Annotated in this window: 21 protein-coding genes and 1 pseudogene; 8 read left to right on the forward strand and 14 right to left on the reverse strand. The window is 66.5% G+C overall.

Annotated elements, in window-relative coordinates; translation table 11 throughout:
- Positions 1-9: 9 nt before the first annotated feature.
- A complete protein-coding gene (locus pbN1_RS14130; RefSeq protein WP_169202260.1) occupies positions 10-906 on the reverse strand; it encodes a polyprenyl synthetase family protein in 897 nt (298 codons plus the stop codon).
- On the reverse strand, positions 903-1148 hold the full coding sequence (locus pbN1_RS14135; RefSeq protein ID WP_169202259.1) for an exodeoxyribonuclease VII small subunit: 246 nt from the start codon (positions 1146-1148) through the stop codon (positions 903-905). The genes pbN1_RS14130 and pbN1_RS14135 overlap by 4 nt, the downstream gene beginning before the upstream one ends.
- Positions 1149-1278: 130 nt before the next feature.
- Between pbN1_RS14135 and pbN1_RS14140 the strand changes: the two genes are divergently transcribed.
- Complete coding sequence (locus pbN1_RS14140) at positions 1279-2379, forward strand: aromatic ring-hydroxylating oxygenase subunit alpha (protein ID WP_169202258.1); 1101 nt, start codon at positions 1279-1281, stop codon at positions 2377-2379.
- An 87-nt stretch (positions 2380-2466) separates the two neighbouring features.
- On the opposite strand, the gene ispH is transcribed toward pbN1_RS14140, so the two are convergent.
- From ispH to tsaE, 7 genes are read right to left on the reverse strand one after another with little or no spacing between them, the layout of a single operon-like run.
- Positions 2467-3405 carry a 4-hydroxy-3-methylbut-2-enyl diphosphate reductase gene (gene ispH / locus pbN1_RS14145; protein WP_169202257.1) on the reverse strand — a complete coding sequence of 313 codons (939 nt, stop codon included), beginning with the start codon at positions 3403-3405 and terminating at the stop codon, positions 2467-2469.
- Positions 3406-3448: 43 nt separating this feature from the next.
- Positions 3449-3877, reverse strand: a complete 429-nt coding sequence (locus tag pbN1_RS14150; RefSeq protein ID WP_169202256.1) for an FKBP-type peptidyl-prolyl cis-trans isomerase — start codon at positions 3875-3877, stop codon at positions 3449-3451.
- Entirely contained in the window at positions 3874-4425 is a 552-nt protein-coding gene (gene lspA, locus pbN1_RS14155) for a signal peptidase II (RefSeq protein WP_244856967.1), read from the reverse strand. Before lspA ends, pbN1_RS14150 begins: the two co-directional genes overlap by 4 nt.
- On the reverse strand, positions 4418-7237 hold the full coding sequence (ileS, locus tag pbN1_RS14160; protein ID WP_169202255.1) for an isoleucine--tRNA ligase: 2820 nt from the start codon (positions 7235-7237) through the stop codon (positions 4418-4420). Before ileS ends, lspA begins: the two co-directional genes overlap by 8 nt.
- Positions 7238-7253: 16 nt before the next feature.
- Positions 7254-8192: a bifunctional riboflavin kinase/FAD synthetase gene (locus pbN1_RS14165; RefSeq protein WP_169202254.1), complete on the reverse strand. Its 939-nt coding sequence runs from the start codon at positions 8190-8192 to the stop codon at positions 7254-7256.
- A 60-nt stretch (positions 8193-8252) separates the two neighbouring features.
- Positions 8253-9593: an N-acetylmuramoyl-L-alanine amidase gene (locus pbN1_RS14170; protein WP_244856969.1), complete on the reverse strand. Its 1341-nt coding sequence runs from the start codon at positions 9591-9593 to the stop codon at positions 8253-8255.
- Positions 9548-10063: a tRNA (adenosine(37)-N6)-threonylcarbamoyltransferase complex ATPase subunit type 1 TsaE gene (gene tsaE, locus pbN1_RS14175; protein WP_169202253.1), complete on the reverse strand. Its 516-nt coding sequence runs from the start codon at positions 10061-10063 to the stop codon at positions 9548-9550. The genes pbN1_RS14170 and tsaE overlap by 46 nt, the downstream gene beginning before the upstream one ends.
- Positions 10064-10099: 36 nt before the next feature.
- On the opposite strand from tsaE, the gene queG reads away from it, so the two are divergent.
- The 3 genes from queG (at position 10100) to pbN1_RS14190 (ending at position 12889) form a co-directional block, all read left to right on the forward strand.
- Positions 10100-11137: a tRNA epoxyqueuosine(34) reductase QueG gene (queG, locus tag pbN1_RS14180; protein ID WP_211161423.1), complete on the forward strand. Its 1038-nt coding sequence runs from the start codon at positions 10100-10102 to the stop codon at positions 11135-11137.
- A 95-nt stretch (positions 11138-11232) separates the two neighbouring features.
- A complete protein-coding gene (gene murI, locus pbN1_RS14185; protein ID WP_169202251.1) occupies positions 11233-12036 on the forward strand; it encodes a glutamate racemase in 804 nt (267 codons plus the stop codon).
- Positions 12037-12157: 121 nt separating this feature from the next.
- Complete coding sequence (locus pbN1_RS14190) at positions 12158-12889, forward strand: SDR family NAD(P)-dependent oxidoreductase (RefSeq protein WP_169202250.1); 732 nt, start codon at positions 12158-12160, stop codon at positions 12887-12889.
- 79 nt (positions 12890-12968) lie between these two features.
- Here pbN1_RS14190 and pbN1_RS14195 read toward each other — a convergent pair.
- A pseudogene (locus pbN1_RS14195) lies at positions 12969-13815 on the reverse strand (sulfurtransferase).
- Positions 13812-14174, reverse strand: a complete 363-nt coding sequence (locus tag pbN1_RS14200) for a SpoIIAA family protein (RefSeq protein WP_169202249.1) — start codon at positions 14172-14174, stop codon at positions 13812-13814. The pseudogene pbN1_RS14195 and the gene pbN1_RS14200 overlap by 4 nt, the downstream one beginning before the upstream one ends.
- 159 nt (positions 14175-14333) lie before the next feature.
- On the opposite strand from pbN1_RS14200, the gene glpK reads away from it, so the two are divergent.
- From glpK to pbN1_RS14215, 3 genes are read left to right on the forward strand one after another with little or no spacing between them, the layout of a single operon-like run.
- The gene (gene glpK / locus pbN1_RS14205) at positions 14334-15824 is read left to right on the forward strand and encodes a glycerol kinase GlpK (protein WP_169202248.1); all 1491 of its coding nucleotides are present in this window, start codon (positions 14334-14336) and stop codon (positions 15822-15824) included.
- Positions 15821-17455: a glycerol-3-phosphate dehydrogenase/oxidase gene (locus tag pbN1_RS14210; protein WP_169202247.1), complete on the forward strand. Its 1635-nt coding sequence runs from the start codon at positions 15821-15823 to the stop codon at positions 17453-17455. Before glpK ends, pbN1_RS14210 begins: the two co-directional genes overlap by 4 nt.
- Positions 17452-18285, forward strand: a complete 834-nt coding sequence (locus pbN1_RS14215; protein ID WP_169202246.1) for a DMT family transporter — start codon at positions 17452-17454, stop codon at positions 18283-18285. Before pbN1_RS14210 ends, pbN1_RS14215 begins: the two co-directional genes overlap by 4 nt.
- A gap of 46 nt (positions 18286-18331) precedes the next feature.
- On the opposite strand, the gene pbN1_RS14220 is transcribed toward pbN1_RS14215, so the two are convergent.
- Both pbN1_RS14220 and pbN1_RS14225 read right to left on the reverse strand, forming a co-directional pair.
- Positions 18332-19681: a sensor histidine kinase gene (locus tag pbN1_RS14220; protein WP_169202245.1), complete on the reverse strand. Its 1350-nt coding sequence runs from the start codon at positions 19679-19681 to the stop codon at positions 18332-18334.
- Positions 19678-20436, reverse strand: a complete 759-nt coding sequence (locus pbN1_RS14225) for a response regulator (protein WP_169202244.1) — start codon at positions 20434-20436, stop codon at positions 19678-19680. Before pbN1_RS14225 ends, pbN1_RS14220 begins: the two co-directional genes overlap by 4 nt.
- A gap of 224 nt (positions 20437-20660) precedes the next feature.
- On the opposite strand from pbN1_RS14225, the gene pbN1_RS14230 reads away from it, so the two are divergent.
- The gene (locus tag pbN1_RS14230) at positions 20661-21197 is read left to right on the forward strand and encodes a Spy/CpxP family protein refolding chaperone (RefSeq protein ID WP_169202243.1); all 537 of its coding nucleotides are present in this window, start codon (positions 20661-20663) and stop codon (positions 21195-21197) included.
- Between the two features lie 187 nt (positions 21198-21384).
- On the opposite strand, the gene aceA is transcribed toward pbN1_RS14230, so the two are convergent.
- Positions 21385-22686 carry an isocitrate lyase gene (aceA, locus tag pbN1_RS14235; RefSeq protein ID WP_169202242.1) on the reverse strand — a complete coding sequence of 434 codons (1302 nt, stop codon included), beginning with the start codon at positions 22684-22686 and terminating at the stop codon, positions 21385-21387.
- Positions 22687-22823: the final 137 nt, after the last annotated feature.

A 22823-nucleotide genomic window follows, 5' to 3' on the forward strand; every position in this document is an offset into this window, starting at 1 on the left:
AATCGGAATTCAGAATCTTCGATGGACGATGAAAGTGGCGAGTTCGTCGAGTCTGGCGGCCTGGGGTCCGAAAGGCGTGAGGGCTTCACGGGCGTCGGCAAGCAGCGATTCGGCGAGCGCACGGGCTTCCGTCATGCCGAGGAGGGTTACGTAAGTCGGTTTGTTGTTGTCGGCATCTTTGCCGGCTGTTTTTCCGAGCGTCGCCGTGTCGGACTGCGTATCGAGGATATCGTCGACGATCTGGAACAGCAGGCCGACAAGCTTGCCGTAGTGATCGAGGCGTTCCAGGCGGCCGGAATCGATTCTTGTGCCGCACGCTGCTCCGAGCAGTACCGAGGCACGAATCAATGCGCCGGTCTTGTGGATATGCATGTATTCGAGTTCTTCACGGCTAAGCTGTTTCCCGACCGCAGCAAGGTCGATCGCCTGCCCGCCGGCCATGCCCCGCGAGCCGGACGCGCGTGCGAGCCGGGCGATCATCGCCAACTGCTCCGACGGGTCATCGTTCAGCGGGTGCTCGGAGAGGGACTGGAAGGCGAGCGCCTGCAGGGAATCCCCCACCAGCAACGCGGTGGCGTCGTCGTATTCAATATGCACGGTCGGTTTGCCGCGCCGCAGCACGTCATTGTCCATGCAGGGCAAGTCGTCGTGGACCAGGGAATAGGCGTGGATCAGCTCGACGGCGCAGGCAACTTTGTCCAGCCGTTCAGGGGCCGCACCGACGAGACCTCCCGCCGCATGGACGAGCAGCGGCCTGATGCGCTTGCCGCCGCCGAGTACGGCGTAGCGCATCGCTTCGTGAAGCCGGGTCGGAGCGATGTCCGCGTTGGGCAGGAGGTTTTCCAGCGCAGTTTCGGCGCGTCGCTGGATGGCTTCCATCCAGGCCAAAAAATTCGTGTGACTCATTCCTGGTCCCTCATGTCTTCAGCCGGATTCAACGGGGCGAGAACGTCATTTTCCAGTTGGCGCACCCGCTGTTCGGCAGCTTGCAGAGTTTCCTGACAGTGTTTCAGCAGGTTCGCGCCGCGTTGATACCGTTCCAGTGCCTGCTCGAGCGAGATCGCTCCGTTTTCCATTTCCTGGACAATCGCTTCGAGTTCGGCAATGGCGGATTCGAAGGATTTTGGCGCAGTTGGGGCCTTGGCCATGACTCGAAGCCGTGAAAATAAAAGGGGGAAAAGTAACCGATCGGGCTACTGGCGGTCAAACAACTTCTCGAATAGAATCATCCGCTCATTTTTTCCGAATTTCTTGGAATTTACATCGGAGGTTCGGGGGATGTCCGAGCTCGCATCCAAGGCCAAAATGGCCCCGGCGGTTTCCCAGTTGCCGGTTTCGATGTACTTCGACGAAAAAATCTTTGAACTCGAGAAGCGCCTGTTGTTCCAGGGCGGGGCGGGATACGTCGGCCACGAGTTGATGGTACCGGAAGTCGGAAACTATCGCTCCCTGGAATGGCTGGACCACTCCAGGCTGCTGTTTCGCACGCAGGACGGCATCCATCGCCTTTCGAACGTCTGTCGCCACCGCCAGGCGATCATGTTGCAGGGCGCGGGTACTGCCGAACGAATCGTCTGCCCGGTCCATCGCTGGACGTACGACCAGCATGGCCGACTGCTGGGCGCGCCGCATTTTTCCGAGAATCCGTGCCTCGACCTCAAGCGCGATGCGCTGGAAAGCTGGCACGGGCTGCTGTTTGCCGGTCCGCGCTCGGCCCGTGCCGACCTGGCGGGGATGGAGCTGGCGCCGGAACTCGATTTTTCGGGCTTCAAGCTCGATCGGGTCGAGATTCACGAATGCAATTACAACTGGAAGACCTTTATCGAGGTGTACCTCGAGGATTACCACGTCGTGCCCTACCATCCCGGATTGGGGCGCTTCGTCACCTGCGACGACCTGACCTGGCAATTTGGCGACTGGTATTCCGTGCAGCGTGTGGGCATTACTTCGCTGGCCAAGCCCGGTTCGGCCGCATACCGGAAGTGGCATGAAGCGATCCTCGCCTATTACGGCGACAGCCGGCCGGCCCAGGGCGCGATCTGGCTGACGTATTACCCGAACGTGATGGTCGAGTGGTATCCCCACGTGCTCGTGGTCAGCACGCTGATCCCGCGCGACGTAAACAGGACAACCAACGTCGTCGAGTTTTACTACCCCGAGGATATCGTCGAGTTCGAACGCGAGTTCGTCGCAGCCGAGCAGGCGGCCTACATGGAGACCGCAATCGAGGACGACGACATCGGCGAGCGCATGGACCGGGGGCGCTGGGCGTTGCTGCAGGAAGGGCGCGACGAGGTCGGGCCGTACCAGTCGCCGTTCGAGGATGGGATGCAGCATTTCCATGAATTCTACCGGCGCATCCTCGGGCCGCACCTCTGATTTCGGGCGGGCGGCAAGGGAGACCGGCACCGCGCGCCGGTGATGCATCTCGCCCGGTGAAGTGCCGGACCGCGTGCCGGCGGGAGTTCAGCCCGGTGTTTGAAGCTCGCGCGGCAGCGGGAAGGTTACCCGTTCGGGCACTCCCTCCAGCGTGCGCACCGAGCTTGCCCCCAGCTCCTTGAGGCGCTCGACGACCGCATCGACGAGCACTTCGGGCGCCGACGCGCCGGCGGTGACGCCGACGCGTTTCTTGTCTTCGAGCCACGCCGGGTCGATCCCTGTGGCGTTATCGACGAGATATGCCGGCACGCCGAGCAGTTCGGCAACCTCGCGCAGGCGGTTCGAATTCGAACTGTTGCGCGAACCGACGACGAACACTATGTCGACCCGCGGCGCCATGAACTTGACCGCGTCCTGGCGGTTCTGCGTCGCGTAGCAGATGTCGTCCTTCTTCGGTCCGACGATCGCCGGGAAACGCGCCCGGAGTGCGGTGACGAGCGTCGCGGCGTCATCAACCGACAAGGTTGTCTGCGTGACGTAGGCGAGCTGCTGCGGGTCGGCGACCTCCAGGTTCGCGACGTCTTCGACGACCTCGACGAGGTGGATGCCGTCACCGACCTGTCCCATCGTCCCTTCGACTTCGGGGTGGCCCTTGTGTCCGATCATCACGATCTCGCGCCCCTGCTCGCGCATGCGTGCGACCTCCAGATGCACCTTGGTCACCAGCGGGCAGGTCGCGTCGAAGACTCGCAGGCCGCGCCTTCCCGCTTCGCTGCGCACCGCCTGTGGCACCCCGTGCGCGCTGAAGATCACGGTCTGGCCGGTCGGCACTTCGTCGAGTTCTTCGACGAAAATCGCGCCCTTCGCGCGAAGTCCGTCGACGACGAATTTGTTATGCACGACTTCATGGCGTACGTAGATCGGCGCGCCGAAACGTGCGAGCGCCTGCTCGACGATCTCGATCGCCCGCTCGACGCCCGCACAGAAGCCGCGCGGATTCGCGAGCAGGATTTCCTTGTCGTTCATGGCTGGTCCCTGTGGAGGCTGGGAGGTCGCGGTCAGCGGACGCTCAAAGAACGCCGATCACTTCCACTTCGAAGCGGATCGTCTTGCCGGCGAGCGGGTGGTTGAAATCGACGACCGCGAACGTTTCGTTGATTTCCCGTACCAGCCCCGAATAGCGGGAACCGTTGGGTGCACCGAACTCCATGATCGTCATCGGTTCGATCTCCTCTTCCGGCATGTGTTCCCGTTTCACACGCTCGACCAGCTCGGGATTGTGGGGGCCGAACGCATCTTCGGGCGCGAGCGTGAACAAGTGATGCTTGCCAACCTCGATGCCGGCGAGCAGGCGCTCGAGGCTGGGAAGCAGCTCTCCGGCGCCCAGCTGCAGCGTCGCGGGCGTGCTTTCGAAGGTGCTGATCAGCGGCTGACCGTTTTCCATGGCGATGCGGTAGTGTAGCGTCACCAGGCTGTCGGGTTGGATGATCTGGGTCACGAGGGGTTCTCCGAAGTGGATGTGTCGCGGGAGGCGTCGCGAGGTGAGCGAAACTGCGCCCACAGCATCAGGGCGACGCCGACAGTGATGGCGGAATCGGCGACGTTGAAGGCCGGCCAGCCGTGGCGGCCAATATGGAAGTAGAGAAAATCGACTACTGCGCCATGCACGATGCGGTCGATGACATTGCCGACCGCTCCGCCGATGATGAGGCTGAACGCCAGCGGCAGTGCACGTTCGCGCTGGTGATGGCGCAGCATCGCGAGCAGCCAGCCACAGACGACGAGCGCGAGCGTGATGAAGAACCAGCGCTGCCAGCCCGAATGGTCGGCAAGAAAGCTGAATGCCGCGCCCGGGTTATAGACCAGGACGAGCTGGAAGAAGCCCGTGACGGGCACCGCCTCGCCGAAGTCGAGCCGCGACAGCACCAGCCATTTCGCGAGCTGGTCCAGCGCCACGACGAGTGCCGCCAGCTCGAGCCAGCCGAAGAAGCGTCGCGTCAGCGCCTGCCTTGCAGCAGGCGCGGGTTCCCGTGTCGCCTCAGGCATGCGTGCGGCTTTCCCCGTCGCCATGGAGGTTCGTGTGGCAGCGTCCGCACAGCTCCGGGTGAGCGGCGTCGACGCCGACGTCCTCGCGGAAATGCCAGCAGCGACCGCACTTCTGGTGACTGGACGGCGCGGCGTCCACGCCTTCATCGGCTTCGGTTTCGACGCGCACCAGTTCCGCGCGGGACGTGATCAGCACGAAATGCAGATCCGCGCCGACGCTCGCGAGCGCGTCGAAACGCGCACCGCTCGCGCGCACGCGCACTTCGGCCTGCAGCGAAGCGCCGATCCTGCCGTCGCTGCGCAGGCTTTCGAGCACTTTCTGCACGTCCGCCCTCGCGCTGCGGATCAGCTCCCAGCGAGCGAGGATTTCATCGCCTGCCGCGAGTTCGGGCAATTCGTGCCAGGTGTGCAGCATCACGCTGTCCTCGGCGTCATTGCCGGTCACCCGCCAGATTTCCTCGGCGGTGAAGCTCAGGATCGGCGCCATCATCCGGGTGATCGCCTGCGTGATGTGCCACAGCGCGGTCTGGGCGGCGCGGCGGGCGCGGGAGTCGGCCTTCGTCGTGTACAGGCGATCCTTGAGGATGTCGACGTAGAACGCGCCCAGATCCTCGGCGGCGAAGTTCTGCAGCGCCTGCACGATCTTGTGGAACTCGAAGCGCGCGTAATCGCCGGTGACCTGCTCCTGCAGGCGGCGAGTCAGCGCGAGCGCGTAGTGGTCGATGTCCAGCCACTCCTCGACCGTCACGCCGTCGCGGGCGATGTCGAAGTCGGCAGTGTTGGCGAGCAGGAAGCGCAGCGTGTTGCGCAAGCGGCGATAGACTTCGACGACGCGATCGAGGATCTCCTTCGAGATCGTGAGCTCGCCCGAATAATCGGTGGCAGCGACCCACAGGCGCAGGATCTCGGCGCCGAGCTTGTCCGAGACTTCCTGCGGCGCGACGACGTTGCCTTTCGACTTCGACATCTTCTTGCCCTGGCCGTCGACAACGAAGCCGTGCGTCAGCAGGGCGTCGTACGGTGCACGCCCGTCGATCGCGCAGCCGGTCAAGAGTGACGAGTGGAACCAGCCGCGGTGCTGGTCCGAGCCTTCGAGATAGAGGTCCGCGGGCCACTGGCTGTTGGCAGCGTGCGAGCCGCGCAGTACCGTCCAGTGTGTCGTGCCCGAGTCGAACCAGACGTCGAGCGTGTCGCGCATCTTGTCGTACTGCGCGGCGTCGCTGCCGAGCAGTTCCGCCGCGTCGAGCTTGAACCAGGCGTCGATGCCGTGCCGTTCGACGCGTTGCGCGACCTGCTCGAGCAGTTCGAGCGAGCGCGGATGCGGTTCGCCGGTTTCCTTGTGCAGAAACAGCGGGATCGGGACGCCCCAGTTGCGCTGGCGCGACACGCACCAGTCGGGCCGGTTCGCGATCATCGAATGCAGCCGCGCCTTGCCCCACGCGGGGTAGAACTGCGTCTCGTCGACCGCCTTCAGTGCCAGTTCGCGCAGCGTCGCGCTGCCGGGGTCGACCGCTTCGCGTCCCGGCAGGCGGTCCATGCCGACGAACCATTGCGTCGTCGCACGATAGATCACCGGTGTCTTGTGGCGCCAGCAGTGCATGTAGCTGTGGGTCAGCGTTCCCGATGCGAACAGGCTGCCGACTTCGGCGAGCTTGTCGACGATTTTCGGATTCGCATCCCACACCGACAGGCCACCGAAGAATGGCAGACTCCCGGCGAAGCTGCCGTCGGCCTGTACCGGGTTCAGGATCTCGTCGTTGCGCATGCCGTAGCGGGTGCAGGTGACGAAGTCGTCGAGGCCGTATGCGGGCGCGCTATGAACGATGCCCGTGCCGGCATCGGCCGCGACATAGTCGCCGAGGAAGACCGGCGAGAGACGATCGTAGAACGGGTGGTGGAAGTTGATGCGATCGAGCGCGACGCCGTGCGCGGCGGCGAGCACGCGGCCTTCGAGGGCATAGCGTTCGAGCGCGGACTGGCGCAGTTCGGCGGCGAGGATCAGCACGCCCTTGGGCGTGTCGACCAGTTCGTACATGAACTCCGGGTTCACGTTCAGGGCCTGGTTCGACGGGATCGTCCACGGCGTCGTCGTCCAGATCACGGCAAAGACCGGCCGCTCCGGCAGCGCTGCCAGACCGAACGCGTAGGCGAGCTTCGCGCGGTCGCTGTCCGCGAGCGGAAAGCCGACATCGATCGCCGGCGATTTCTTGTCCTGGTACTCGACTTCGGCTTCGGCCAGCGCCGAACCGCAGTCGAAGCACCAGTTGACGGGCTTCAGTCCCTTGAACAGGAAACCCTTGCGGAACAGCTCGCCGAGCGCGCGGATCTCATCCGCTTCGTTCGAGAAGTTCATCGTGCGGTACGGATTGTCCCAGTCGCCGAGCACGCCCAGACGGATGAAGTCCTTCTTCTGCCGCTCGATCTGCTCTGCGGCGTACTCGCGGCACAATTCGCGCGCGCGATCGGCGGGCAGGTGCTTGCCGTGCTGCTTCTCGATCTGGTGTTCGATCGGCAGGCCGTGACAGTCCCAGCCCGGCACGTAGGGGGCGTCGAAACCGGCGAGCGTCTTCGAGCGGACGATGATGTCCTTGAGGATCTTGTTCACCGCGTGGCCGATGTGGATGTCGCCATTCGCGTACGGCGGCCCGTCGTGCAGGACGAACTTCGGCCGGCTGGCCGCCGCCTTGCGGATCTTCTGGTACAGCTTCTTCGCTTGCCAGTCGGCGACCCAGCCCGGTTCGCGCTTCGCGAGATCGCCGCGCATCGGGAACGGGGTGTCTGGCATGTTCAGGGTCTTGCGGTAATCAGCCATGATGGTGTTTTCGGCCTCAGGGGCGAATCGGGTGTTGTGCGAACCAGGCGCGGGCATTTTCCGCGTCCCGGGCAATCTGGGCGATGAGGGCGTCGAGCGATTCGAACTTGGTTTCGTCGCGCTGCTTGTTCAGGAAATGGATGCGCAGATGGGCGCCATAACAGTCGCGGTCCCAGTCGAAGAGATGGACTTCAAGCGTCGGACGCCCCGAAGCGGTTATCGTCGGCCGCACGCCGATGCTCGCGACGCCTGCGACGGGTTCCGCGGCGAGTCCTTCGACAGCGACCGCGAACACGCCGGACAGCGCCGGCCGGCGGTGTTTCATCTGGATGTTGACGGTCGGATAGCCAAGCGTGCGGCCGATCTTGTCGCCGTGGACGACACGCCCGGCGATGCTGTAGGGCCGGCCCAGCAGCCGCGCGGCATGCGCGAGATCGCCTTCCGCGAGCGCTTCCCGCACCGCCGAGCTCGAGGCGCGTTCTCCGCCGACATCCAGCGTCGGCATCGCTTCGACCGCGAACCGGTGGCTGGCGCCCCGTGCCTGGAGCAACGCGAAGTCGCCCTGGCGCTTCACGCCGAAACGGAAGTCGTCGCCGATGATCAAGTGGCGCACGCCGAGGCCGCGCACGAGGATGTCGTCGATGAACTGGTCCGCGGTCAGCGCTGCGAAGCGCGCGTCGAAGCGGCAGACGTGGACGCGGTCAACACCGCAGCTGGCGAGCAGCAGCAGCTTTTCGCGCAGCGACGCGAGGCGTGCCGGCGCATCGGCCGGGCAGAAGTATTCACGCGGATGGGGTTCGAACGTGAGCACCACCGCCGGCAGGGCCAGCGAACGGGCCTTGTCGGTGAGCAGCTTGAGCAGCGCCTGGTGGCCGCGGTGCACCCCGTCGAAATTGCCGATGGTGAGAACCGAGGACTGCGCGGCGCGCTCCGGAATCCCGCGAAAAACCTGCATGACCGCCCGAAAAAGCGGTAATTATAACGGCAACGCGAGCGCTCTGGCGGTTCCCGCCGGTCAGTCCAGCTGCGCGACCCGGGTCGGCCCGAGCGGCGGGTTGTCCTTGAAGTAGCGGCGCAGGCCCCGCATGATCGCTTCAGCCATTTTGTCCTGATAGGCGTCGTCGTTCAGGCGTCGCTCTTCCTCCGGGTTGCTGATGAACGCGGTCTCGACAAGGATCGACGGGATGTCCGGCGCTTTCAGCACCGCGAATCCAGCCTGTTCGACGTGCGCCTTGTGCAGCGTGTTGATGTCGCCGAGCTCGTTCAGCACTGCCTTGCCGAGCTTCAGGCTGTCGTTGATCGTCGCCGTCTGCGACAAGTCGAGCAGCGTTCGCGCGAGATGACCTTCCTGTTTCGCGAGATTCACGCCACCGATCAGGTCGGCGTCGTTTTCCTTTTGCGCGAGCCAGCGCGCGGCCGAACTCGAGGCGCCCCTTTCCGACAGCACGAACACCGAGCTGCCGCGTGCTTCGGGGCGGACGAAAGCGTCGGCGTGGATCGACACGAAGAGGTCCGATTGTACCTGTCGTGCCCGCGTCACCCGCTGGCGGAGCGGCACGAAATAGTCGCCGTCGCGCGTCAGCACCGCGCGCATGTTCGTCTCCGCGTCGATCTTCCGCTTCAGCCGCCGGGCGATCGACAGCGTGACGTTTTTTTCGAAGCTGCCGCGGCGCCCGACCGCGCCGGGGTCCTCGCCGCCATGGCCGGGGTCGAGCGTGACCGTGAGCAGCCGGTTCGCGGGCGGACGCTTCTGGCGCTTTGCCCTGTCCTGCACGGCGGCCTGCTGCACCGGAGCGTCGTCGCTTCCCGCAGGTACGCCATCGCCGGCGGCAGCGTCGAGCGGCGAGGATTTTTCGATCAGCGCGAGCAGCGGGTCGACCGGCACGGTGGGATACAAATCGAGCACCAGGCGGTGGCGATAATCGCCGACCGGCTGGAGCGTGAATATCTGCGGAGTGATCTCGTTCTTCAGTTCGACGACCAGCCGCACCACGCCGGGACGATTCTGCCCGGCGCGAATCAGCCGGATATACGGATCGGACTCGAGTACCTTGGATGGCAGGGTCTGCAGCACGCTGTCGAGTTCGACATCTTCGAGATCGACCACGAGGCGGTCGGGATCCTTGACGAGAAGGTGGCTGAACTTCAGTTCGCGGCTGCCTTCGAGCGTGATGCGCGTGTAATCGTCGGCCGGCCAGACGCGCACCGCGACGAGGCTCGCGGCGGCGGCGACCGGGCTCACCAGCAGCACAAGCGCGCCGCCGGCGAACTTCAGAAGGTCGCGCCGGCCGAATTTCGGCGTGGCGGGCGTCACGGAGCGGGCCGGTTCAGTCCCGAATTCAGTTTTCTTGTACATGTCCGTCCTGCCTCCGTCAGCGCAGAGACCTCGAGGCGCCGACCCGTGCCGGCGACGACGAGGCGCACTTCCACGTCCGGTGGTGCGAGATATGGGCTGGCCTTGTCGGGCCATTCCACGAGGCACACGCCGGTGCCGCCGAAGTACTCGTCAAGCCCTGCTTCCAGATATTCTTCCGGCACTGCGAAGCGATAAAAATCAAAGTGATATAAGTTTAATCTAGAAAGAACATAAGGTTCAATCAAGGTGTAGGTCGGGCTTTTTACTTTTCCGCCGTGACCGAGGGCGCGCAGCACGCCGCGGACCAGCGTCGTCTTCCCGGCGCCGAGGTCACCACGCAGGTAAATCACCAACCCGGCGTGCAGGGCCGGCGCGAGCGCTGCGCCGGCAGCTTCGGTGTCGGTTTCGTCATCGAGCTGCGCGATGAATCCGCAGCCGCTATCATCTGTCGGGTGAAGAATCCGAATCATCAGGGTGCCTCCGGGCACGCCGCGCCGCGCAAATCGCTGACGACCGTCGCGGAGCAGCTGAATATATGGGCCAGGGAACTGGGTTTCGCCGCCGTCGGCGTGGCGGACATCGATCTTGCCGGCGCCGAGCCGGGCTTGGCGGCATGGCTCGCCAGCGGTTTTCACGGCGAGATGGATTATATGGCGCGCCACGGCATGAAGCGGGCGCGCCCCGCCGAACTGGTTCCGGACACGCTGCGCGTCATCAGCGTACGGATGAATTACTGGCCGCAGGCCGCCGCTGCGCAAGCCGCGCTCGACGAGCCCGCGCGGGCCTACGTGTCCCGCTACGCGCTCGGCCGCGACTACCACAAGCTGATGCGCACACGCCTGCAGAAGCTTGCCGAACGCATCGCCGCCGAGGCGCCGCACGGCTACCGGGTCTTCGTCGATTCCGCGCCGGTGCTGGAGGTCGAATTCGCGACGCGCGCCGGGCTGGGCTGGCGCGGCAAGCACACGCTCACGCTCAACCGCTCGGCCGGTTCGTTCTTTTTCCTCGGCGAGATCTTCACCGACCTGCCGTTGCCGGTCGATGCGCCGGACGAGCCCCATTGCGGCTCCTGCCGTGCCTGCCTCGACGCGTGTCCGACCGGGGCGATCGTGGGTCCGTACCGGGTCGACGCCCGGCGCTGCATCTCGTATCTGACGATCGAGTTGAAAGGGGCGATCCCGGAGGATCTGAGACCGCTGATCGGCAACCGCATCTACGGCTGCGACGACTGCCAGCTGGTGTGTCCGTGGAACCGCTTCGCGCAGCTCACCGCGGAGCCCGACTTCGCGCCACGTCACGGACTCGACCGCGCGAGCCTGGTGGAACTCTTCAGCTGGACCGAGGCTGATTTCTCCGCGCGCATGGCGGGCAGCGCAATCTACCGCATTGGCTTCGAGCGCTGGTCGCGCAATCTCGCGGTGGCGCTCGGCAATGCACCCACCTCGCCCGGAATCGTCGCCGCGTTGCGGGCGCGGACCGACGACCCGTCGGAGCTGGTACGCGAGCACATCGCCTGGGCCCTGAAGCGGCACTGCGCTGCCTGAAGCGGATTCCGCCAAAGGCCGGCCATGCAGGCCACGGTCTGTCCCCCTCCGATTGCGGCTAGAATCCCGCGCTTCCAACCGCCCCGGGCTTCCTCGTGAATTCTTCGCGACCAATAGGCGTCTTCGATTCCGGCATCGGCGGGCTCACGGTCGTGCGCGCGCTGATGGAACGGCTGCCGCTCGAACGCATCGTCTACTTCGGCGACACCGCGCGCGTTCCGTACGGCGTCAAGTCGGTCGCGACGATCCGGCACTTTACCGAGCAGATCACCGACTTCCTGCTGCAACAGGACGTCAAGATGCTGATCGTCGCGTGCAACACGATGGCTGCGGTCGCGGCCGAAACCGTGCGCCAGCGTGCGGGCAGCATCCCGGTGCTGGATGTCATCGAAGCCGGGGCGCAGGCCGCGGTCGCCCAGTCGCGCAGTCGCGGCATCGGCGTCATCGGCACGCCGACGACGGTCAATAGCAACGCTTACGCGCGTCGCATCCACGCGCTCGACTCCAGCGTGCGCGTCTATTCGCAGGCCTGTCCGCTGTTCGTGCCGCTCGTCGAGGAGGGCTGGCTCGATCATCCGGTCACGCGGCTGACGGCGCAGGAATATCTCAAGCCGGTGCTCGCCGAGGAGGTCGACAGCCTCGTGCTGGGCTGCACGCATTACCCGTTGCTGAAGCCGCTGCTGCGCGACGTCATCGGTCCCGGTGTGCGGCTCGTGGACTCCGCGCTGACGACCGCAGAACTCGCCGCGGCGAAACTGCACGCACTGGGCCTCGCGAACACGCATCCGGGCGAAGCGACGTACCGGTTCGTCGTCACCGACGTGCCGCTGCGCTTCCAGACGATCGGCGAACGTTTCCTCGGACGTTCGCTCGGCCAGGTCGAGAAGCTCGACTGGTAGCGGCCGCTGGCAGAGCCTTCCGGCCGCTGCGCTGCGCTGCGCTGCGGAGCCTTTTTTCGTGAACTAAGCTTCAGGCAGACGCGGTGCGCCGGACGAGCGCCGCGATGCGGAGGAGGCGGACATGGAGCAGCAGCGGAAACTTGCGGTGATCGTGGGTGCCGGGCCGGGACTGGGCTGCGCGCTCGGGCGGCGTTTCAGCAAGGCGGAGATGAACGTCGCGATGGCGGCCCGCGACGTCGCGCGGCTGGAGTCGCTGACGATGGAGTGCGCGGCGATCGGGCATGGCGCGAAAGCGTATTCGTGCGACGCCGGTAACGAGAAATCCGTCGAGGACCTCTTCAGCCAGGTGCGCGCCGAGTTCGGCGAGCCGGACGTCGTGATCTACAACGCCGGCGCCTTCGTGCCGCGCGGCCTGCTCGAAACCACGGCGGAAGAGTTCGAGCGCTGCTGGCGCGTCGGCTGCATGGGCGGTTTTCTCGTCGGTCGCGCAGCGGCCCGCTCGATGCTGGAACGGATCGGGCGCGGCGGCCGCGGCGGCACGATCCTGTTCACGGGCGCGACGGCGAGCTTGCGAGGCAGCGCGGGTTTCCACAACCTCGCGGTCGGGAAGTTCGGCTTGCGGGCGCTCGCCCAGAGCATGGCGCGCGAGCTGCAGCCGAAAGGCATCCACGTCGCGCATGTGATCATCGACGGGCGCATTCGCCCACCGTCCAGCATCGAGCACAGCGCAGAGGCAAGCGACGACATGCTCGACCCGTCGGCGATCGCGGAAGCCTATTTCCAGCTGCATTGCCAGCCGCGCAGCGCGTGGACGCAGGAGATGGACCTGCGCCCGTGGGTCGAGAAATTCTGAAGCCTGTTGCCGTTGCGGGAGCTATGGGAGTGTGCGCGGCGGGCTGGAGCCGATTACGCTTGTCCCGGTGCCGCGCGTCCTATTCCTCCGGGCCGGTCGCGATCGGTCGGCGTGGGTCGGCGCACCACTCGCTCCACGACCCGGCGTAGAGCCGCGACCCGGACAGGCCGGCCGACTCCATCGCCAGCAGATTGTGGCAGGCGGTGACGCCCGATCCGCACTGGTGGACGACGCGGTGCGCGTCGCGCCCCTTCAGCAGCGCGCCGAATTCCTCGCGCAGCACCGAGGCCTGCTTGAAACAGCCGCCCCCGACGAGGTTGTCGCGGAAAAACCGGTTTTTCGCCCCTGGAATGTGGCCGCCGACCGGATCCAGCGTTTCGTTCTCGCCCCGAAAGCGGTCCGGGCTGCGGGCGTCGATGAGCATGATGTCGCCGGTGTAGAGGTGGTCGAGCACGAAGGCGGCATCGACGACGGCGGGTTGCAGCGAAAGCGAGTAGGTCGTGGGCTGGACAGATGGAGTTTTGGTCGTCAGTGCCTGCCCTGCCACGAGGCCGCCGTCGAGCACCGCGACGCGGCGGTGGCCGAGCCAGCGCATCATCCACCACAGCCGGGCGGCGAACATCCCCCCCCGCGTCGTCGTAGGCGATCACCTGGGTGTCGTTGCCGATGCCGATGCGCCCGAGCCGGGCGGCGAAGTCGGCCGGGTCGGGGAGGGGGTGCCGCCCGTTGGTACCGGTCATGCGGCCCGACAGGTCTTCGTCGAGATGCAGGAAATGTGCGCCCGGCAGGTGGCCGCGCTCGTATGCCGCCCGCCCGAAGCCGGTGTCGGCCAGGTCATGCCGGCAATCGACGATGCGCCAGTCGGGGTCGTCGAGGTGATCCGCGAGCTCGCGGGCGCCAATCAGTGTGCTGTACGAAGCGTTCACTGCGCGGGCTCCGCGGCCGCCTCCAACCAGCTGCGCGCCTCGGTTTCGTCGGCAAAGACAAGCACGTCGGCATCGACGAAGAGCTGCGAGATCCATGCGCTCCACGTCAGCCACTGGTCTTCGGTCAGCACGGCGATGCGGCGAAAATCCCGGGCGTGGCGACGCGAGAACTTGATTTCTTCCCACGCGACATCCAGCGTGAAGCCGGCCATCTGGCGCAGGTCGAAGAGCAGGTTGACCGGGCCTTCGAACTGCACCTTGTAATTGACGATCTCTTCGAACTCCTTGTAGTCCGCGAGGGTGAATTCGCCGAATACGGCGACGGAGACGAGGTTGGGTTGGTGGTCGGTGGTGATCATGGCTGCCTCCGCAGGGCCATTGAATTATGCGGACTACTATAGTCCCGGCCGATGGGCGCTTCAATCACGATGTCCGCAGCGGGCAGACCGTGGTCCGGGATGGTCACGCGGACGGGCGCGCGGTAGTCTTGCGTCATTGCGAGCACAGCCGGAGGTGTCATGAGTTATCTGCTGGCCCTGGACCAGGGGACGACGAGCTCGCGGGCACTCGTGCTGGACCGCGATGGGCAGGTGGAGGGTGCTGCCCAGCAGACGTTCGAGCAGCACTACCCGCAGCCCGGCTGGGTCGAGCACGATCCGGCGCAGATTCTCGCGACACAGTTCGATTGCGCCCGGACGGCGCTTGCTCGGGCCGGCATTGCCGCTTCTGCGCTGGCTGCGGTCGGCATCACGAATCAGCGTGAAACTACCCTGCTGTGGGAACGTTCGACCGGCCAGGCGCTTGCGCCAGCGATCGTCTGGCAGGATCGGCGCACCGCGGCGGCATGCGACCGGCTGCGCGAGGCCGGGCATGCCGACATGATCCGCGCCAGTACCGGGCTCGAGCTCGACCCCTATTTCTCGGCGACGAAGCTCGCCTGGCTGCTGGACCACGTCCCCGGCGCGCGCGCTCGGGCACGGGCGGGCGAACTGGCGTTCGGCACCGTCGACAGCTGGCTTGTCTGGCACCTTAGCGGCGGTGCACTGCACGTGACCGACGCCGGCAATGCGTCGCGAACGATGCTGTTCAACATTCACCGCTGCGAGTGGGACGAAACGCTGCTCGCGCTGCTCGACATTCCGTCCGCGCTGTTGCCGCGCGTCGTCGATAGCAGCGGAGTGTGCGGCACCACCCGCGCCGACGTGCTCGGCGCGGCAGTACCGATCGCCGGCATCGGCGGAGACCAGCAGGCAGCCACGTTCGGCCAGGCGTGCTTTGCCCCGGGGATGGCGAAAAACACCTACGGCACCGGCTGCTTCCTGCTGATGAACACCGGCCCGGCGCCGGTGACGTCGACGAACCGCCTGCTGACGACGATCGGGTGGCGTTCGCGGGGCGAGATCTGCTACGCGCTCGAAGGCAGCATTTTCATCGGTGGCGCGCTCGTGCAGTGGCTGCGCGACGGGCTGGGGCTGATCAGGCGCGCCGAGGACGTCGAGGCGCTCGCCGCGAGCGTCCCGGACAGCGAGGGCGTCGTGCTGGTGCCGGCGTTTACCGGGCTCGGCGCACCGTACTGGGACGCGTACGCGCGCGGCACGCTCCTTGGGCTGACCCGCGGCACTGGCGCTGCGCACATCGCGCGGGCGGCCCTCGAGGCGATCGCGCTGCAGACGGTGGATCTCGTCGCCGCGATGGACCGCGACGGCGCCGGGCCGCTCGCCGAACTGCGTGTCGATGGCGGTGCCGCGGCAAACGATCTGCTGATGCAGATCCAGGCGGATCTGCTCGGGGTTCCGGTGGTCCGTCCGCGGATGCTCGAGACCACCGCGCTGGGAGCGGCGTATCTCGCCGGGCTGGGGGTGGGGATGTGGTCCGGCATCGAGGAGCTTGCGTCGCACTGGCGTGCCGCACGCCGCTTCGAGCCGGTGATGGCGGAGGATCGGCGCGAGGCGGCAATCGCGCGCTGGCGGCGCGCGGTGGAACGGGCGCGGGGCTGGGCCGCGGCATGAGCGCAGGCGGTGAGGAGGAAGGCGTCCGTGCGGCGCCGGACAGTTTTCATGCGCACGGCCAATCCGCTGCGGCGGAGCGCCGACTTGCCCGCGCCGTGCTGCTCGATCGTTTGCGCCGGTCGCAGCGCTGGGACGTGGTCGTCATCGGCGGCGGTGCGACCGGGCTCGGATGCGCCGTCGATGCCGCCGCGCGCGGCTATTCGACGCTGCTCGTCGAAGCATGCGACTTCGCGAAAGGAACCAGTTCGCGCGCGACGAAGCTGATCCACGGCGGCGTGCGCTATCTTGCCCGGGGCGACCTCGCGCTGGTGCGCGAAGCGCTGGCCGAGCGTTCGCGGCTACTTGCGAACGCGCCTCACCTCGTTCATCCGCTGCGTTTCGTCGTGCCGGCCTACCACTGGCACGACCGGGCGCGGTTCGGGCTGGGACTCGGTTTTTACGATCTGCTTGCCGGCATTCACGGTATCGAACGCAGCCGGATGCTCGACGCGGCCGCCACTGCCGCGGCGCTGCCGGGTCTGAATCCCGTCGGGCTGAGAGGCGGGATCGCCTACTGGGACGCCCAGTTCGACGACGCGCGCCTGGCGATCGCGCTGATGCGGACGGTGTTCGACTTGGGCGGCCTGGCGCTCAACTACCTGCCGGTCGACGGTCTGATCATCGAAGCGGGCAGCGTTCGCGGGGTCATCGCGCGTGATGCGGAGAGCGGTGAGGTTTTCCGCATCGCTGCCCGCGTCGTCATCAACGCGAGCGGGGTATGGGCCGACGCGGTGCGGCGTTTCGAGCGTCCCGCGGCCCGCGCCCTGGTGCGCCCGAGCCAGGGTGTGCACGTCGTCGTCGACCGGAGTTTCCTCTCTGGCGATACCGCGCTGCTGGTGCCGGAGACCCCGGATGGACGCGTGCTGTTCGTCATTCCGTGGCAGGGCAAGGTCCTGATCGGGACCACCGATACAGCTCGCCCCGACCTTCCGCTGGAGCCCGACGCGCTGCCCGGTGAAGTGGATTTCATCCTCGCGACCGCGGCCCGCTATCTGGTGCCGGCGCCGACACGAGCCGATGTGCGCAGCATCTTCGTCGGCCTCCGGCCGCTCGTCGGTGCGGACGAGAAGACGGCGACGCACCGGCTGTCGCGCGAACACTGCATCGAGGTGTCGCCCGGCGGGCTGGTGACGATCACCGGCGGCAAATGGACGACGTACCGGCGGATGGCCGAGGAAACCGTCGACCAGGCCTGCGCCGTCGGTATGCTGCCGCGACGCCCCGCAGCGACCGCCGCGCTGCGCCTGCATGGTGCGACCACCGGCTTTTCCGGCGACTGCTACGGCAGCGAGCGGGCCGCCGTCGACCTGCTGCCCGGCGCCACGCGGCGCATACAGGACGGCCTGACGTTGACGGAGGCCGAGGTGCGCCATGCCGCGCGTTTTGAGCTCGCCCGCGGCGTCGAGGACGTGCTGGCGCGCCGGCATCGCGCGCTGTTTCTCGACGCCGCCCGCGCTGCCGCGGCGGCGCCGGCGGTCGCAACGCTGCTTGCCGAGGAACTCGGACACGATGCGCAGTGGTGCGCGGACGAAGTCGCACGCTTTCGCGCGTTGGCGATCCGCTATGGTGCGCCGGCTGGAGACTGCTCATGACGAAAGTCCGCGCGGTAGCGCTGACAGCGGTCGCGATGCTCGCGTTCGCTGCGAACTCGGTGTTGTGCCGGCTCGCGCTGCAGCAGGAGGCGATCGACGCGGCGAGCTTCACCGTGATCCGTCTGCTGTCGGGCGCGCTGGCACTGGCGTTGCTGCTCGGCGCGCGCGGCATCCCGCCTGCGCGGGGCGGGAACTGGCGCTCCGCGTTCGCGTTGTTCGCGTATGCCGCCGGATTTTCGTTCGCGTACGTGTCCTTGCCGACCGGTATCGGCGCGCTGCTGCTGTTCGCGGCAGTGCAGGCGATGATGATCCTTACCGGGCTCGTGCGTGGTGAGCGGCTCACGATGTCGCAACTGGTCGGGCTGCTGTTCGCGTTCGGCGGGTTCGTCCATCTGCTGTCGCCGGGCCTGTCCGCTCCGCCGCTCGGCGGCGCGCTGCTGATGGTCGGCGCCGGTATCGCGTGGGGCGTCTATTCACTGCGCGGGCGCGGCATCCGAGACCCGCTCGCGGCGACCGCCGGAAACTTCCTGCGCACCGTGCCGATGGCGATTGGGCTGGCGATGCTCGGTGTCGGCAGCGTGAACATCCAGTCGTCCGGCGTGCTGTACGCGGTGCTGTCGGGTGCGTTGGCGTCCGGTTCGGGCTATGTCGTCTGGTACGCCGCGCTGCGCGGCCTCAGCGCGACCGGTGCGGCGACCGTGCAGCTCAGCGTGCCGGTGATCGCTGCGCTCGGCGGTGTGCTGCTGCTCGGGGAGGCCGTCACGATGCGGCTCGTGCTGGCCGCGGTGGCGATTCTCGGAGGCGTCGCGATCGTGCTGCGGGGGCGTTGAGGGGGCGGCTGTCGCGGCGATGCGGCTCGGATTCGTTCAGGTTCATTCAGCGTGCGGCGCTGCTGCGCGTGCTCGTGTGCGGCAGCGTCACGAGCGCTTCGAGTCCGCCGTCGCGCCGGTTCGCCAGCGAAACGTCACCACCCTGCGCGCGCAACAGATTGCGCGCGATGGCAAGGCCGAGGCCGGTGCCGCCAGTGTTTCGGCTGCGTGACGCTTCGGCACGATAGAAAGGTTCGAACACTTTTTCGAGTTCTGCTTCCGGCAGGCCTGGGCCGTGGTCGCGCACGCGGATCTCGAAATATTCCGGCGTTTCGGCGATCGTGACGTCGACGTGGCCGCCGAACTTCACGCCGTTTTCGATCAGGTTCCACAGCGCGCGGCGTAGCGCATCGAGGCGCGCGTGGCACGGCGTCCCGGCCCGCCCTGCAAGCGTCACCTGCCAGCCCATGTCGCCCGCGTCCTCGCACAGCGCCGCGACCAGCGCGTTGAGGTCGATCGCCTTGGCGGCGGCGGTCACATCCAGGCTGCGCGCGTAGTCGAGGCCTTCCTTCGCGAGCGCCTGCATGGCGTCGAGATCGGACTGGATCTTCGCTCGTACCGCCTCGTCCTCGATGAGCTCGGCGCGCAGCCGCAGGCGTGTGATCGGCGTCTGCAGGTCATGCGAGATCGCAGCCAGGATCCGGGTGCGCTCGCCGACATGCTGCTGCAGGCGTTGCTGCATCTGGTTGAACGCGTGCGCTGCACGGGCGACCTCGACCGGACCGCCGGTGTCGATGGGCGGGCTGTTCGGATCTGCGCCGAGCGCATCGGCTGCGGCAGCGAGCCGCGACAGCGGCCGCGTCGCGATGCGCACCGCGAGCCACGACAGCAGCGTGACGCCGGCGATCAGCGCCAGCAGCGCGGCAACGAGACTGCCGGGAGGCAGGGGCGGAGGGGTCCCGAACAGGGCTCCCGGCAGGCGGACCGTCAGCGGTGCGCCGTCAGCGAGGCGTACGCTGGCGAGCGGTTGTGGACGGTGCGGGTGGCCGTCGTTGTGCGCACGAGGCCGCTCGAGGACCGCCACCTCGCGCTCGGGCAGTGCCTGATTCAGTGCTTTTCGTAGTGGAGAGCCCTCCGGCTGCGGCTGCGCGTCGGGCGGCGGAACGTCGAGCGTGAGCCGCAGGCGCCGTCGGCCAAGAGTCCCGATCCAGTCCTCGCGCTGCTCGGGTGCGAGGCTGTCGAGCACGTCGACGATCGCGGCGATCTCCCGCGCGACGCCTTCGAACAGCACGTCGCGTCCATGCCGGTCCCGTTCGCTGACGAACAGCGCAAGGCTCACCGCCAGCACCAGCGCGATGCCAACCAGCCAGATCAGCATCAGGCGCGCGAACAGCGTGCGTGGCCAGGGATATCTCATGAGTGGGCAGGTGGCTCGGCGACGGAGACCGTGCTCGCGAGCACGTAACCTTCGTTGCGCACCGTCTTGATGATTGCGGGCTCGCGCGCGTTGTCGCGCAGCCGCTGGCGCAGCCGGCTGACGAGCAGGTCGATCGAGCGATCGAACGCGTCAGCTTCGCGACCCTGCGTCAATTCCATCAGCTGATCCCGGCTGAGCACGCGCTGCGGGTGGGTGAGGAACACCATCAGCATGCGATGCTCGGCCCCCGACAGCGGGACGATGGTGCCGTCCTGGTCGATCAGGTGCCGGCCCGCGGTATCGAGCCGCCATCCGGCAAAGTGCAGCTGTGCCGCATGATCGGCGGGCGAGCCTTCGAGGTTCGGCGGCAGCGCGCGGGCGCGGCGGAGGATCGCCCGGATGCGGGCGTAGAGCTCGCGCGGCACGAACGGTTTGGCCAGGTAGTCGTCGGCGCCCATCTCCAGCCCGACGATACGGTCCATGTCTTCGCCGCGCGCGGTGAGTATCAGCACCGGCAGGTTTGCGTGGACGCCGCCGGCACGCAGGTTGCGGCACAGCGTCAGGCCGTCCTCGCCCGGCATCATGATGTCGAGCACGATCAGGTCGACGCGGTGGCGCTCGAGGGCGGCCTTCATCTCGCGTCCGTCGGCAGCGGTGGTGCAGCGCAGCCCCTGCTTTTCGAGGTAGTCGGCGAGCAGGCCGCGGATCTCTTTGTCATCGTCGACGATGAGGATGTGGTCGTGGGAGGTGGTCATGTCATGGACTGGCGGCGGTCGAAGCAGGGCGGGGCGGATGAACCCCCGATGTGAATCATAAGGGGAGAGCCGGGGTATCTTGTATCCCAGAGTATCTCCGGCCCGCGCCGAGACATGCTCATGCAAACGGGCGTGCTGCGGACAAATGCGGCTTACATCCCGGTGTTCAAATGGTTTCGCCGCCCGGAGTCGAAGGGCGTTCCAGATCAACACGGAGAACCATCATGAAAACCTGGATCAAGACCGCAGTTGCCGCCGCTGTCGCAGCGACCGTGGGTTTCGCCGCCCCCGTCGCCCTTGCCGGAGGCGGCGGTGGCTGGCATGGAATGCACGGAGGCATGCACGGCATGAAGCATCGCATGGATCCCGAAGCGATGAGTGCACGCGCGGACCAGCGTCTGGCCAAACTGCAGGAAGCCCTCGCGCTCCGGCCGGAGCAGCGCCCGGCGTGGGAGGCGTTCAGCGCCGCGATGCGCAGCAGGGCGGAGAAGGCCGCCGAGCAGATGCAGTCGATGCGAGCCGGAGAACTGCCCAAGACCGCGCTCGAACGGATGGAGCGCATGGAGACGTTCGCCGAAAGACGGCTCGAATCGATGCGCGAAATGCACGCCGCCGCCGTGAAGCTTTATGACGTGCTCGACGCGCCGCAGAAGAAGACCTTCGACGAGCAGTTTCATGTCGGCGGGCCTCGCCAGCGGCGCGACGGGCAACAACGGCAGGGGCGCATGGAGCGTTCCCCGGCGCCGACCCCCGCGTCGTGAGCTTGTCCTGACGGCCTCGGCCGCCAGGAACAGGCGAAAGCGAATTGCGACGGACCGCGCTTTCACAGGCGGCCCGTGCGAAGCGGAGGGCGGGACGGATTCCGCTCCCCAAACAAAAAGCCGCGTCTTGTGAACGCGGCTTGCTGCGATGGGCAGGCCTGATGGCGGCCTGCCCGAATCGAAACGATCAGTGGAACTGTTCTTCTTCGGTCGAACCGGTCAGCGCGGTAACGCTCGAGGTGCCGCCCTGGATCACCGTCGTCACTTCGTCGAAGTAACCCGTGCCGACTTCCTGCTGGTGTGACACGAAGGTGTAGCCACGGTCGCGCGCGGCGAACTCGGGTTCCTGGACTTTCTCGACGTAAGCCGACATGCCGCGCTCCGCATAGTCCTGGGCGAGGTCGAACATGTTGTACCACATCGAATGGATACCGGCCAACGTGATGAACTGGTACTTGTAGCCCATCGCGCCGAGTTCGCGCTGGAACTTGGCGATCGTTGCATCGTCGAGGTTCTTCTTCCAGTTGAACGACGGCGAGCAGTTGTAGGCCAGCATCTTGCCCGGGTGCTTGGCATGCACGGCTTCGGCGAATTTGCGCGCGAACTCCAGATCCGGCGTGCCGGTTTCGCACCACACCAGATCGGCATACTCAGCATAGGCGACCGCGCGGGAGATCGCCTGGTCGAGCCCCTTGTTGGTCTTGTAGAAGCCTTCAGCCGTGCGCTCGCCGGTCAGGAAGGGCTTGTCATTCGCGTCGTAGTCGCTGGTCAGCAGGTCGGCTGCTTCGGCGTCGGTACGGGCGATCACCAGCGTCGGCACGCCCATGACGTCCGCGGCGAGGCGGGCGGCGAGCAGCTTCTGCACGGCTTCGGCGGTCGGCACCAGCACCTTGCCGCCCATGTGGCCGCACTTCTTCACCGAGGCGAGCTGGTCTTCCCAGTGCACGCCCGCGGCGCCGGCACGGATCATCGCCTTCATCAGTTCGAAAGCGTTCAGCACGCCGCCGAAACCGGCTTCGGCATCGGCAACGATCGGCGCGAAGTAGTCGACGTAGCCCTTGTCGCCCTTGTTGATGTTCTTCGACCACTGGATCTGGTCGGCACGCTGGAAGGCGTTGTTGATGCGCTCGACCACCGTCGGCACCGAGTTGACGGGGTACAGCGACTGGTCCGGGTACATCGCGGCGTACGAGTTGTTGTCGGCCGCGACCTGCCAGCCCGACAGGTAGATCGCCTTGATGCCGGCCTTGACCTGCTGCATCGCCTGGCCACCGGTCAGCGCGCCGAGGCAATTGACGTACGGTTCGTTGTTCACAAGGTTCCACAGCTTTTCTGCACCGACGCTCGCCAAGGTGCTTTCGGGCTGGATGGAACCGCGCAGGCGGACGACATCGGCGGCAGTGTAGTTGCGCTTGATGCCTTTCCAGCGGGGGTTTTCGGCCCAGTCTTTCTCGATGGCGGCGATTTGCTGTTCGCGGGTCAGGGTCATGGCAGGTTCCTTGTTGGCTAACGATTTATGAGCGTGGAAACGTTCCTTGCGCGCGTCTATGGATACGCCCGCGGATCGTTTCCTTTCGACGGCCGTCGTGCTGCGGAGGCGACGTCGAGTGAGAAGGAGTATAGGAA

The organism is Aromatoleum bremense, from assembly GCF_017894365.1.
Taxonomy (GTDB): domain Bacteria; phylum Pseudomonadota; class Gammaproteobacteria; order Burkholderiales; family Rhodocyclaceae; genus Aromatoleum; species Aromatoleum bremense.